The following is a 12,505-nucleotide window of genomic DNA, read 5'->3' as shown; positions in this document are numbered from 1 at the left end:
GGCCTGCTCTTGCGTCTGAACGGACAGGCGCGCCAACTCAGGTGTGTGCAGGTTCAGGGCCGTGCCCTTGATGTTGTGCGCCACCTTGGCCAAGGCGTCCATGTTGCGTTCGGATCGGGCTTGTTCCAGTTCTTGCTGGATGCCTGACAGTGTCGGGGTCAGCATGCCGATCAATTTGTCCAGCAATTGCGGCTGGGATTGAAAGTATTGCTGCATCGCTTGCCAGTCAGTGATGTCCTGCTGCATGGAGGGTTCGGGCGCGTTGGCGGCTGGTTGAGCCTCGTCGTCAGTAGGGATGGGATCTCCGGGGCGCCGACGGGCAAAGCGCTTGATTTCGTCGACCAGTGTATCGAGCATATATGGCTTGGTGACGTAGCCGACCATGCCCGCGCGTCGGGCTTGTTGTTTGGCCGTGTCAAAGGCGTGCGCGGTCAGGCCTATCACTGGCAATGAAGGGGCGATGTGGCCCAGGGCCTGCGCAGTCTGGTAGCCGTCCATGACGGGCATCTGGATGTCGCACAAGACGATGTCGAAGCTGGCAGGGCCTTGTACGCGAACTTGCTCCAAGGCGTGTGCGCCATCGAAGGCAAAGCTCATGATGGCGCCTTCCTGCTCCAGCATTTGTTGCAACACGAGCCGGTTGACCGGGTTGTCTTCCGCCGCCAGGATGCGGATGCCTTCCAGCCTGTGCGTGCTGTTGCTGCTTGGGTGCCCCAGTCTTGTCTTGATCGCGTTGAGCAAGCGCAAGGGGCTTAGTGGCCCTGCCAGCACGGGGAGATCGTCAGGTATTGAGCCAGGAAAAGCGATGGCGGTGCTGGCGGGTGAATTGATCAGGATCGTGTGGCCTTGTTGCCGATGGTGCGTGATGTCGCCGGCGGCGCAATCCGGGAGCAAGTCGGCGTCAATGATGAGCAGCTTGGTCGTGTCATCGGCCTCGGCCAGCTCGTCGCACACATGGACCGGCGCGCCACGGGCCAGCAAGGCTTGATGCAATACGTCGCGCTGCTCGCTGGCTTTGGCCAGCAAGGCAATTTGCCCAAGATGGCGCACTTGCGCAGCTTCAGGGTGAAGCAGGGGCAGCTTGACCGTGAAGGTCGTGCCTTGCCCTGCGGTGCTTTGTACGTCGATGCGGCCGCGCATCAGGTCAATCAGGCGTTTGGTGATGGCCAGGCCCAGGCCTGTGCCGCCAGTCTGCAAGGGGTGGTTGCCATGCACCTGCACAAAGGGTTTGAACAGTTGAGCCAGCTTGTCTGCCGACATGCCCAGACCGGTGTCTTTCACGGCCATGATCAGATCCGGGGCGACATAGTCCAGGCTCAGCGAAACCTGACCGTGTTCCGTGAACTTGATGGCGTTGGACAGCAGGTTCAGCAGAATCTGCGAGATGCGCGTGGCATCGCCATGGAAATATTGAGGCACGTTGGCAGATTCATGCACGACCAGTGGCAGGCCCTTGCCTTGTGCTCGGATGGCTTTGAGCGTGAGCACATGATCCAGCACTTGCCCGAGGTTGATGCGCTCGTAATGCAGGCTGAGCTTGCCGGATTCGATCTTGGAAAAATCCAGCACATCGTTGACCAGCGTGAGCAGGTGTTGGGCGGAATCGAGGATCTGCTCGAAGGTTCTGCCCAGCGGGGTACTGGTGGCTTGCCTGGCCCCAACCTGAGCCAGTCCGAACATGGCGTTCAGTGGTGTGCGTACTTCGTGGCTGATGTTGGCCAGGAACTCGCTCTTGGCTTGATTGGCGGCCTCAGCAGCCAGTTCGGCCTGCTTGATCTGGCTGATGTCGAAGACGATGACCAGAAAGCCTTGCACCACACCGTTGGCGATGTCCGGGAGGTAGTGGGTCTCGGCGTGGCGGACCTCGCCGGGCTGGCCTGGCACCTTGAGTTGCCTTTCAAAGCGCTGGCGTTGCCCTTGGAGTGCTGCCTCAATGTGTGGACGATTGAGCTCGAAGAGCTCAGCCCCCAGCAGCTCTTTGACGTGTTTGTTGCGCAGCTCTTGGGGCGTCATGGCGAACCACTCGCCATAGGAGCGATTGGCGAAACGGTTGTATAGATCCTTGCCCCAATAGCCGATCAGGCCTGGCACGCCATCCAGGATGTTCTGAAGCAGGCGTTCATGTTCGGAGAGTGCCGCGGTGCGTTCGCGGACGCGTTCTTCCAGCGTCTCGGTGAGCTTGAGCACGGCATGTTCGGCTCGTTTGCGGGCCGTGATGTCCATGACGATGCCGGTGTAGGTCGCCTGGCCGTTGTCTTGGGGCTTGCCTGGCTGCCCGCGAGACAGCAGCCACCGGACCGAGCCGAAGGCTGGGTTGGTGCGCCATTCGATTTCAAAGGGCACACGGCACTGGCTGGCCGCCGAGATGGTCTGGCGAACGTGGGTGCGGTCATCCGGATGGATGCTGTAGAGCCAGGCGTCGTGGCTGGCGGGGATCTCGCGCCCCAGGCCGTACAAGGGCCAGACCTCACCAGACCAGATATGCAGGTTGGTGTCGAGATGCCACTCCCAGATGCCGGCTTGCGCGGCTGCCAGCGCCATCTTCAAGCCTTCTTCCGTGGGGATGAAGCTGGCGGGCGCAAGCTTGGGTTCCGTCAGTACAGGCATAAGCCTCCCGTTGCATCTTTGGCTGATGGGCGTTGTCATTCTGTGCGACACGCCAAATACAGAGGGCTCTGCTTGCAAGGGGCTGACAGCAGCTGGCGAGCCCTTGCCAACTGTCTTGGCACATTAGCGCCGATTGCAGGGCTTGGCAACGTCCGGGCTTGAGCCAGGTCAGTTTGTTGGCGACTGGAAACAGTTCGGCCCGCCGGGCGCAGAGCACCACGGCGGGCCGTTCAGGCAGTGATCAGTTGGCGGATCAGGCCTGGTAGTCGCTCACGGGCACGCAGGAGCAGAACAGGTTGCGATCACCGTAGACGTTGTCCACGCGGCCCACGGGCGACCAGTACTTCTGCTTGAGCAGGCTGGGCACGGGGTAGGCAGCGAGTTCGCGGCTGTAGGCGTGCGCCCAGTCGGTTTTGAGCAGGCTGGCTGCGGTGTGGGGGGCGTTCTTCAGCGGGTTGTCGTCCTGGGGCAGCTTGCCTTGTTCGACCAGGCGAATTTCTTCGCGGATGGCGATCATGGCATCGCAGAAACGGTCCAGCTCGGCCTTGGATTCGCTCTCGGTGGGCTCCACCATCAGTGTGCCGGCCACGGGGAAGCTCAGTGTGGGGGCATGGAAGCCGTAGTCGATGAGGCGCTTGGCGACGTCTTCAGCGCCGACGCCACTGATGTCCTTGAGCGGGCGGATGTCCAGGATGCACTCATGGGCCACGCCGCCGCCCTTGATCGTCTGGCTACCACCGCTGAAGTGGATGTCGTAGTGATCGGCCAGGCGGGCGGCCACGTAGTTGGCGTTCAGGATGGCCACTTCGGTGGCGGCCTTCAGACCATCGGCGCCCATCATGCGGATGTACATCCAGCTGATCGGCAGCACGGCCGCATTGCCCAGCGGTGCAGCCGAGACGGCGCCCACTTGCACTTCAGAGCCGATGCCAGCCGAGCGGTGTGCGGGCAGGTAAGGGGCCAGATCTTCGACCACGCTGACAGGGCCAACGCCTGGGCCGCCACCGCCGTGCGGGATGCAGAAGGTCTTGTGCAGGTTCAGGTGGCTCACGTCACCACCGAACTGGCCAGGGGCGGCCAGGCCAACCAGGGCGTTCATGTTGGCGCCGTCCACGTACACGCGGCCACCATGCTGGTGAACCAGCTTGCACAGCTCGGTCACGCGGGTTTCGAACACGCCGTAGGTGGAGGGGTAGGTGATCATCACGGCGGCCAGATTGGCGCTGTGTTGCTCGCACTTGGCCTTGAGGTCATCCAGATCGACGTTGCCTTCGCTGTCGCACTTGGTGACCACCACCTTCATCCCGGTCATCTGCGCGCTGGCTGGGTTGGTGCCGTGGGCGCTTTCAGGGATCAGGCAGATGTCGCGGTGGCCCTGGCCCTTGGCTTCGTGGTAGGCCTTGATGATCAGCAGGCCAGCGTACTCGCCTTGCGAGCCGGCATTGGGCTGCAGGCTGATCCCGGCGTAACCGGTGGCTTGCGACAGCCAGGCGCACAGTTGCTCGTTGAGCAACTCGTAGCCCTTGAGTTGGTCGCGTGGTGCGAAGGGGTGGATATGCGCGAACTCAGGCCAGGTGATGGGGATCATCTCGCTGGTGGCGTTGAGCTTCATCGTGCACGAGCCCAGCGGGATCATGGTGCGGTCCAGCGCCAGGTCCTTGTCGGCCAGGGCGCGCAGGTAGCGCAGCATCTCGGTTTCGCTGTGGTGCGTGTTGAACACCGGGTGCGTCAGGAAGGCGCTGCTGCGGCGCAGCGTGGCTGGCAGGCCCAGGGCGACGCCATTTTCGAATGCGGCAAACGAGGGCAGGGCCTTGCCGCCGGAGAACACGGTCCACAGGTCGATGATGTCGTTGCGGGTGGTGGTCTCGTCCAGCGAGATGCTGATGCTGTCGTTGCTGGCATCACGCAGGTTGATGCCCAGCTTGACTGCGGCGGCCAGCACTGCTTCACGGTCTTCAGCCAGCACTTGTACTGTGTCGAACCAGGTGTCATGCACCAGCTTGCGGCCGAGCGATTTCAGGCCTTCGGCCAGGATGGAGGTGTAGGCGGCCACGCGCAGAGCGATGCGCTTGAGGCCTTCAGGGCCGTGGTAGACGGCGTACATGCTGGCCACGACGGCCGGCAGCACCTGAGCCGTGCAGATGTTGGAGGTTGCCTTCTCGCGGCGGATGTGCTGTTCGCGGGTTTGCAGGGCCAGACGGTAGGCAGGGTTGCCGTGGCTGTCCACGCTCACGCCCACCAGGCGGCCAGGCATGGAGCGCTTGAACTCGTCCTTGGTGGACATGTAGGCAGCGTGCGGGCCACCATTGCCCATGGGCATGCCGAAGCGCTGGGTGGTGCCGCAGGCGATGTCGGCGCCCAGCTCGCCCGGAGGCGTCAGCAGGGTCAGGGCCAGCAGGTCGGCTGCCACGATGGCCAGCGCGCCCTTGGCGTGCAGCGCATCGATCAGGGGCTTGAGTTCACGGATCTGGCCGTTGACGCCAGGGTATTGCAGCAGGGCGGCAAAGCAGTCGTTGCTTTGCAGGTGCTCGCACAGTTGAGCGGCGTGCACCAGGTCCACGGTGATGCCCAGTGGCTTGGCGCGGGTCTGGATCACTTCCAGCGTTTGCGGCATCACGTCGTGGCAGACCACGAAGCGCGTGGACTTGCTCTTGCCGCCACGTGCGGCCAGCGTCATTGCTTCAGCTGCGGCGGTGGCCTCGTCCAGCATGGAGGCGTTGGCAATCGCCATGCCGGTCAGGTCGGTGATCATGGTCTGGAAGTTCACCAGCGCTTCCATGCGACCTTGCGAGATCTCGGCCTGGTAAGGCGTGTAGGCCGTGTACCAGGCGGGATTTTCCAGAATGTTGCGCAGGATGACGCCAGGCGTCAGCGTGCCGTAGTAGCCCTGGCCGATGAAGTTGCGCATCACCTTGTTTTGCTGGGCGATGGACTTCAGCTCGGCCAGTGCCTGTGCTTCGGTCAGCGGAGCAGGCAGCTCCATGGGGTTGCCGCGCTTGATGCTGCCGGGCACGATGCCGTCGATCAGAGCCTGGCGCGAAGCCACGCCGATGGCGCTGAGCATGAGTTGCTGCTCGTCATCCCAGGGGCCGAGGTGGCGGGCCTGGAATTCGGTCGCGTTTTCGAGTTCAGCGAGGGTGGGCAGGTGGGTGTTCAGCATGGCGTTCGGCGGCATCGTTCAGGCGGGGCACAACTTGGCGCCACCGCTTGGCGGCGCCGTCTTGATCACGAGGCTGGTGATCAGGCGTTCTTCAGCAGGTCGTCGTAAGCGGTGGCGTCCAGCAGGGCGTCCAGCTCGGCGGGGTTGCTCAGCTTGACCTTGAAGAACCAGCCAGCGCCGGTGGGGTCGCTGTTGGCCAGGGCGGGGTCGTCGCGCAGGGCTTCGTTGACTTCGGTGATTTCACCGGTCACGGGCATGTAGACGTCAGCGGCTGCCTTCACGGACTCGACCACGCCGGCCACGTCCTTGGGTTTGAAGGTGGTGCCCACGGCGGGCAGGTCCACGAACACCACGTCGCCCAGGGCGTCTTGAGCGTGGTGGGTGATGCCGACGATGGCGGTGCCGTCAGCTTCGATTTGCAGCCATTCGTGGTCGGGCGTGTACTTGATGGTCATGTTGGACGTCCTATATCTGTGAAATCTGTGAATTGAATTGGGTGGTGTGCCGAACGGCCGAGAGTATCTCTCAAGAGACCCTCAGGCCGTCGCGGCCATGTCAGTGGTTTCAGCCGCGGTAATAGCGGTTGGGCACGAAGGGCAGGCTGGTGACGGTCATGGCGACACGCTTGTCGCGCACGATGGCAAACACCTGTGTGCCGATGGCCGCTTGCGCCGTGGCGACGTAAGCCAGGGCGATGGGCTGGCCCAGGCTGGGGCTGGGCGAGCCGCTGGTGACGATGCCGATGTCGGCACCGCTGGTATCCACCACCTTGGCGCCTTCGCGCACAGGCATGCGTTCGGTGCTGATCAGACCAACGCGCTTGCGGATCACACCGTTGGCCAGTTGGCCGTCGATCGCGCTGGCACCGGGGTAGCCGCCAGCGCGGGCGCCACCAGCGCGGCGCACCTTCTGGATCGCCCAGGTGATGCTGCCTTCAACGGGTGTGGTGGTGGTGTCGATATCGTGGCCGTACAGGCACAGGCCGGCTTCCAGGCGCAGGGTGTCGCGGGCACCCAGGCCGATGGGCTTGACTTCGGGCTGGGCCAGCAGGGCGCGGGCCAGTTGTACGGCCTTGTCGGCGGGCACGGAGATCTCGAAGCCGTCTTCGCCGGTGTAGCCCGAGCGGGTCAGGAAGCAATCGATGCCGTCGAGCACAAAGTGGCCACCGGTCATGAAGGTCAGCTTCTGCACGTCGGCGTTCAGGCGTGCCAGGGCCGTCACAGCCTGTGGGCCTTGCAGGGCCAGCAGGGCCTGGTCGGGCAGAGGCTGAACGGTGCAGCGGCTGCCGATGTGCTGCTGCATGTGGGCGATATCTTGTGTCTTGCAGGCGGCGTTGACGACCACAAACAGGTCGTTCTCGCGGCGGGTGACCATCAGGTCGTCCAGGATGCTGCCTTGCTCGTTCGTGAACAGGGCATAGCGCTGCTTGAACTTGGGCAGATCGACGATGTCCACGGGCACCAGGGATTCGAGCGCAGCGTCGGCGCCTTCGCCCTTGAGCAGAACCTGGCCCATGTGGGAGACGTCAAACAGGCCGGCTGCGCTGCGGGTGTGCTTGTGCTCGGTGAGGATGCCGGTGGCGTACTGCACGGGCATGTCATAGCCGCCGAACGGGACCATTTTGGCGCCGAGTTCAACGTGCAGGGCGTGCAGGGGTGTCTTGAGCAAATCTGCGGACATGGCAAAAGCTGGCTGCGAGGCCAGTGGAGGGCATTCAATCTGAATCCGCCCCGGTACCTCAACTCGCGTTGAAACCGGTTTGGTGCTGCCCTCTCTGTCCGCTTTACCTGAGAGATTGACCCCTCGCAACAGCATTGGCCATCGCGTTATGGGCTTGCCCCTTCGGTGGTCTGGCTCACCTTGCGTGCAAGCAAGGTCACCAGACTCTCTCCAGTGAGGATCATGGCGGCAGGCCTTGTGAGGCCGAATCGCCATGTTTGCCAGTCCTTTTGCCTGAGCGTTCGGGCGGTCAACTCGCGTTGAGGGGCCCTGCGCCTTCGGCGGCCGCAGCACTTGGGCAGACGGCTCTCTCCTGACAAGCCGCGAGTGTATCAGTGTGTGCCTTGGCTTGTGAGGTCCGCGCGTGTGAAAAAAGCCGCGCCGCAGGGGCCTGCGGGCACGGCTTTGAGGGGGGATGTGGGTTTTTGTGCGGCGTTCTGCTTACTTCATCAGCAAGTGGGGCAGCCACAGGGACAAAGGCGGCCAGTAGGTGACCAGGCCGAGGAAGACCAGCATGGTGAGCAGCCAGGGCCATACGGCCACCGTCAGCTCGGTGATGCCCATCTTGGTGATGCCCGAGGCCACGTACAGGTTCAGTCCCACCGGTGGGTGGCACATGCCCACTTCCATGTTCACCACGATCAGGATGCCGAAGTGGATGGGGTCGATGCCCAGCTTCACGGCCACGGGGAACAGAATGGGCGCCATGATCAGCACGATCGACGATGGCTCCATGAAGTTGCCCGCCACCAGCAGCAAGATGTTGCACACGAACAGGAAGGCGATCGGCCCCAGGCCCATGCCCACCAGCCAGTCAGCCAGTTGCTGCGGGATGTTCTCGTTGGCCAGCACGAAGCTGAACAGCACCGCGTTGGTGATGATGTAGAGCAGCATCGCGCTCATATTGGCCGAGTTCAGCAGCACGCGGGGCACGTCTTTCAGGCCCATGTCCTTGTAGACGAACACGGCGATGATGAAGGCGTAGACCGCAGCCATGGCAGCCGCTTCAGTCGGCGTGAACAGCCCGGTGTAGATGCCGCCCATCACGACCACGATCAGCAGCAGGCCCCAGAAGGAGTCTTTCAGGGCCTTCATGCGCTGGGCAAAGGTGGCCTTGGGTTGGCGGGGATAGCCGAACTTGCGGGCGCGCCACCAGGTCGTGAAGCCGAGCATCAAGGCGAGGACGGCACCAGGTATCACGCCGGCCAGGAACAAGGCACCTACGGACGTATTGGTGGACACCGAGTACATCACCATCACGATGGATGGCGGGATCAGGATGCCCAGTGCGCCCGATGTGGTGACCACACCTGCGCCAAACTTGTTGGGAAAGCCTGCCTTGGCCATGGCTGGCAGCAGGATCGAGCCAATCGCCACCACGGTCGCAGGCGAGGACCCTGACACCGCCGCAAACAAGGCGCAAGCCAGCACGCCCGCCAGCGCCAGCCCGCCATGCCAATGCCCCACCATGCTGGTGGCGAAGGTGATCATGCGTTTGGCCACGCCGCCATGCGTCAGGAAGTTGCCAGCAAGGATGAAGAAGGGGATCGCCATGATCTCGAACTTCTCGATGCCTGTGAACAGTTTGAGCGCCACAGATTCGAGCGGAACCTGCGTGAAGCCAAAGATGAAAGTGAGAACCGTGAGGCCCAGCGAGATGGACACGGGCATGCCCGTGAGCATCAGTGCCAGCAGCACGGAAAAGATGATGATGCCGTTCATGTGCTGCTCCTTCAGGCCTTGGCCACTTCTTCGTCCAGACCGTCCACGTGACCGTGGTCATGGTGTGGCAGCTCGCCGGTTTTCATGAAATTCCACGCCACTTGCAGGAAGCGGAAGCACATCAGCGAAGAGCCCAGGGGGATAGCGGAGTAGATGATCCAGGTCTGCCACTCCAGGTCTGGGGTGGTCGGGCCTTCAACCAGGTCGGTCATGTCCATGTGAAGGGCGTGGAACAAGGCGTAGTGAAAGCCGTTCTCCCAGACAAAGCGTGCACCCATCGTCGCGACGGTGCCTGTGAACAGGGCGCCAGCCAGCAGGCCGAACAACACGAAGACCTTGCGCTTCGGGCTGGACAACTGGTTGATGAGCACGTCCACCCCGACGTGGATGCCGGTGCGCACGCCATAAGCCGCGCCAAACTTGGCCATCCACACAAACAGGTAGATGGTGGCCTCCTGGGCCCAGGCGAAGTTCAGCGTCAGCAGCCAGTCCTGGATAGGGCTTTGAACGCCCACCAGGTAGCGGTGCAACACCGAGGCAAAGATGATCAAGGTGGCGGCGCCCATGAAGGACGCGATCAGCCACTCTTCCAGATGGTCAAGCCATTTCATGATGGGCTCTCCTGTTCAAAAAAAAGCCCACGACCTGGCGTGGGCTGAGCTGTGTACAACCCACCAGATCACATCTTGCTGGGGTCGAAGTTGGTTTCCTTGTAGATGGACTGGATCACCTCGTCGCCGATCCGCGATGCCATCTGCTTGTGTACAGGCATCAGGGCCTTCTTGAGCAGGAAGCGCTCGCCGATGGTGGGTTTGTAGATCACGGTCTTGCCGGAGGCCTGCACCTTGGCCAGCGCATCCTGGTTGTCCTGGAAGGCCACATCGTTGGCCACCTGTGTGGACTCTGCCATGGCCTTGCTCAATGCCAGGCGGATGTCGCTGGGCAGACCATCCCAGAACTTCTTGTTCACGACCACCGCATAGCCCAGATACCCGTGGTTGGTGACGCTCAGGTTCTTTTGAACCTCGTGCATTTTCTGTGTGTACAGGTTGGAGGGTGGGTTCTCTGTGCCATCGACCACACCGGTCTGCAAGGCCTGGTAGGTTTCAGAGAAGGCCAGCACCTGAGGCAGCGCACCCAGTGCACGCATTTCAGCGTCAAGCACCTTGGAGGACTGGATGCGCATCTTCAGGCCGCGGTAGTCTTCCACGCTCTTGAGCGGTTTGTTGGCCGACATCACCTTGAAGCCGTTGTCCCAGTAAGCCAGGCCATGGATGCCGCGCGTTTCCAGCTTCTTGAGCAGGCCTTGGCCGATCGGGCCGTTGGTGACGCGGTGCAGGGAAGGGTAGTCGTCAAAGATGAAGGGCAGGTCGAAGACCTCGAACTCCTTCACGCCCAGCGGTGCAAACTTCGACAGCGAGGGCGCCAGCATCTGAACGGAGCCCAGTTGCAGGGCTTCCAGCTCTTCCTTGTCCTTGTAGAGCTGGCTGTTAGGGTAGACCTCGACCTTGACGCGCCCCTTGGTCAACTCGGCTGCCCGTTTGGCAAAGAACTCGGCGGCCTTGCCTTTGGGGGTGTCAACGGCCACCACGTGGCTGAACTTGATGACGATAGGAGACTGGGCAAACGCGGCCGGCAGGAGCGTGAGTGAGGCGGCGATCGACGCGGCCATTGTCAACATGTTGCGGCGCAGCAAATTCGAGGTCTGACGGTTGAACATGATGGCGTCTCCGATTGGTTTTCGATAGGCTCATTGTTCAACCGGAAAGGGGCGTCGCAAATTGTGGAGTTCCACATTCCTGTATGCAGCGCGCAAGCCTGTGCGCGCCATGGTTCTAGACTGCAGACATGACAGATCAGCCTGACAGCTCACCGGCACCCAGCGTCCGCGTTCCGCCACGGCCAGCGCTGGCTGTGCCGCCTCGGCCTCGCCTGTCTTTGTGGGGCTCGCGCATTGCTTTGATGCCTTCTTTGTGGGCCTGGCCGCTTGTGTTGTCCATGTTGTTGGTAGCTGGCGTGATGATCTGGCTGCGCGCCAGGGAAGTCAGCGATCTTGAATCCCAGCGTGCCGACATGATCTCGGACGCCTTGTCGCTGGAGGCGCAGATCACCAATCGCCTGGACGATGAAACCGGGAAACTTCGTGTGCTGGCCGATGACATTCAGTCCCGCGCCCTGACGCCCGATGGGTTTGCCAGGCACGCCTTGGTGCTGGACGGCCTCAGGCGCTTTTGGGTCAGTGTGACCTGGCTTGGCGATGACGGTCAGATCATGGGGCATGTTCCTGATGATTCGCTGCCTGCGCGTGATGCCTTGCGCAATATGGGCGAAGAAGCTGGCATGGCAGGGCACTTGTCCGTGGCCTTGCCGGGGGGGGCGGATCATCCGGGGGGCATGCTGGTCGCCCGTTACTCTGCTGGCGCCTTGCTGCGCCAGAAAGTGCCCTGGTGGCTTGCAGCCAAGTACGACATTCGGCTGGTGGATGAGTCAGACGAGGTGATTGCATCCACTGTGGATGGGCCGCGCCGCCCCACCCAGGCCTGGTACCGGGTGTCAATGGCGCCCACGCTGCCAAACGCATGGCTGGAGTTGACGTCGCGTGAGCGCATCACGCCCTGGTGGCGAACCATGCCCATGGCCCTGATGGGGGGCTTCGTGTTGTTGTTGGGGGGCGCCAGTTTCATGCTCCGGCGACAGATGCAGAGTGTGTCGCGCGCCGAAGAGGCCTGGCGAACGGAGGCCGCATGGCGATCCGCGATGGAAGACTCGCTGGCCGTCGGCATTCGTGCCAGAGACCTGCAAGGCAGGTTGGTTTACGTCAACAAGACCATGGCAGACATGGTGGGCTACCAGCCTGATGAATTGATCGGTTTGATGCCACCCATGCCGTATTGGGCGCCTCATGAACTGGATCAAAGCATGAGCCGCCATTTGCGCAACATGGCTGGCAAGGCGCCTCGCGATGGCTACGAATCCAGATGGCAGCACCGGGATGGCCGCCTCGTCGAGGTGATGGTGTTCGAGGCCCCCCTGGTTGACGCCAAGGGACTGCAGATCGGCTGGATGGCATCCGTGCTCAACATCACCGAGCGCAAGCGCATGGAAGAGCGCGAGCGCAAGCAACTGGAGACCATGGCCCACCATGCGCGCCTGACCATGCTGGGCGAGGTGGCGTCAACCCTGGCCCATGAACTCAATCAACCCTTGACGGCCATTGCCAGCTACAACGCTGGCCTGGTCAATGCGTTGGGGGCCCGGGATGACATGGACCCGATGGTCATGAAGGCGCTCAAGACC

General features: G+C 62.4%; 8 protein-coding genes and 2 riboswitches. Of the genes, 1 reads left to right on the top strand and 7 read right to left on the bottom strand.

What is annotated here, in order from left to right:
* The 7 genes from EPO09_RS00050 to EPO09_RS00020 form a co-directional block, all read right to left on the bottom strand.
* Positions 1-2,607 (bottom strand): ATP-binding protein (locus EPO09_RS00050; RefSeq protein ID WP_290638944.1); only part of this gene is annotated, 2,607 nt, incomplete at its 3' end.
* Positions 2,608-2,860: 253 nt separating this feature from the next.
* Positions 2,861-5,767, bottom strand: a complete 2,907-nt coding sequence (gcvP, locus tag EPO09_RS00045) for an aminomethyl-transferring glycine dehydrogenase (protein WP_290638948.1) — start codon at positions 5,765-5,767, stop codon at positions 2,861-2,863.
* An 80-nt stretch (positions 5,768-5,847) separates the two neighbouring features.
* The gene (gcvH, locus tag EPO09_RS00040) at positions 5,848-6,222 is read right to left on the bottom strand and encodes a glycine cleavage system protein GcvH (RefSeq protein ID WP_290638942.1); all 375 of its coding nucleotides are present in this window, start codon (positions 6,220-6,222) and stop codon (positions 5,848-5,850) included.
* Between the two features lie 109 nt (positions 6,223-6,331).
* Positions 6,332-7,447 carry a glycine cleavage system aminomethyltransferase GcvT gene (gene gcvT, locus EPO09_RS00035; protein ID WP_290638940.1) on the bottom strand — a complete coding sequence of 372 codons (1,116 nt, stop codon included), beginning with the start codon at positions 7,445-7,447 and terminating at the stop codon, positions 6,332-6,334.
* Between the two features lie 84 nt (positions 7,448-7,531).
* Positions 7,532-7,671, bottom strand: a riboswitch (glycine riboswitch).
* Positions 7,672-7,698: 27 nt separating this feature from the next.
* Positions 7,699-7,812, bottom strand: a riboswitch (glycine riboswitch).
* A 115-nt stretch (positions 7,813-7,927) separates the two neighbouring features.
* Positions 7,928-9,208, bottom strand: a complete 1,281-nt coding sequence (locus tag EPO09_RS00030) for a TRAP transporter large permease (protein ID WP_290638938.1) — start codon at positions 9,206-9,208, stop codon at positions 7,928-7,930.
* An 11-nt stretch (positions 9,209-9,219) separates the two neighbouring features.
* The gene (locus tag EPO09_RS00025; protein WP_290638936.1) at positions 9,220-9,819 is read right to left on the bottom strand and encodes a TRAP transporter small permease; all 600 of its coding nucleotides are present in this window, start codon (positions 9,817-9,819) and stop codon (positions 9,220-9,222) included.
* 68 nt (positions 9,820-9,887) lie between these two features.
* Positions 9,888-10,889, bottom strand: a complete 1,002-nt coding sequence (locus EPO09_RS00020) for a TRAP transporter substrate-binding protein (RefSeq protein ID WP_290638946.1) — start codon at positions 10,887-10,889, stop codon at positions 9,888-9,890.
* Positions 10,890-11,056: 167 nt separating this feature from the next.
* On the opposite strand from EPO09_RS00020, the gene EPO09_RS00015 reads away from it, so the two are divergent.
* The coding region (locus EPO09_RS00015; protein WP_290638934.1) for a PAS domain S-box protein at positions 11,057-12,505 on the top strand (1,449 nt) is incomplete at its 3' end.

It is taken from the genome of Aquabacterium sp. (genome assembly GCF_004297345.1).
Taxonomy (GTDB): domain Bacteria; phylum Pseudomonadota; class Gammaproteobacteria; order Burkholderiales; family Burkholderiaceae_C; genus Aquabacterium.
This window is presented reverse-complemented; position numbering and strand designations above follow the sequence as displayed.

What these genes read in the sequence shown, in the direction of transcription:
- EPO09_RS00030 (WP_290638938.1), bottom strand. Translation starts at nt 9,208, where the DNA reads ATGAACGGCATCATCATCTTTTCCGTGCTGCTGGCACTGATGCTCACG.
- EPO09_RS00025 (WP_290638936.1), bottom strand. Translation starts at nt 9,819, where the DNA reads ATGAAATGGCTTGACCATCTGGAAGAGTGGCTGATCGCGTCCTTCATG.
- EPO09_RS00020 (WP_290638946.1), bottom strand. Translation starts at nt 10,889, where the DNA reads ATGTTGACAATGGCCGCGTCGATCGCCGCCTCACTCACGCTCCTGCCG.
- gcvH (WP_290638942.1), bottom strand. Translation starts at nt 6,222, where the DNA reads ATGACCATCAAGTACACGCCCGACCACGAATGGCTGCAAATCGAAGCT.
- gcvT (WP_290638940.1), bottom strand. Translation starts at nt 7,447, where the DNA reads ATGTCCGCAGATTTGCTCAAGACACCCCTGCACGCCCTGCACGTTGAA.
- gcvP (WP_290638948.1), bottom strand. Translation starts at nt 5,767, where the DNA reads ATGCTGAACACCCACCTGCCCACCCTCGCTGAACTCGAAAACGCGACC.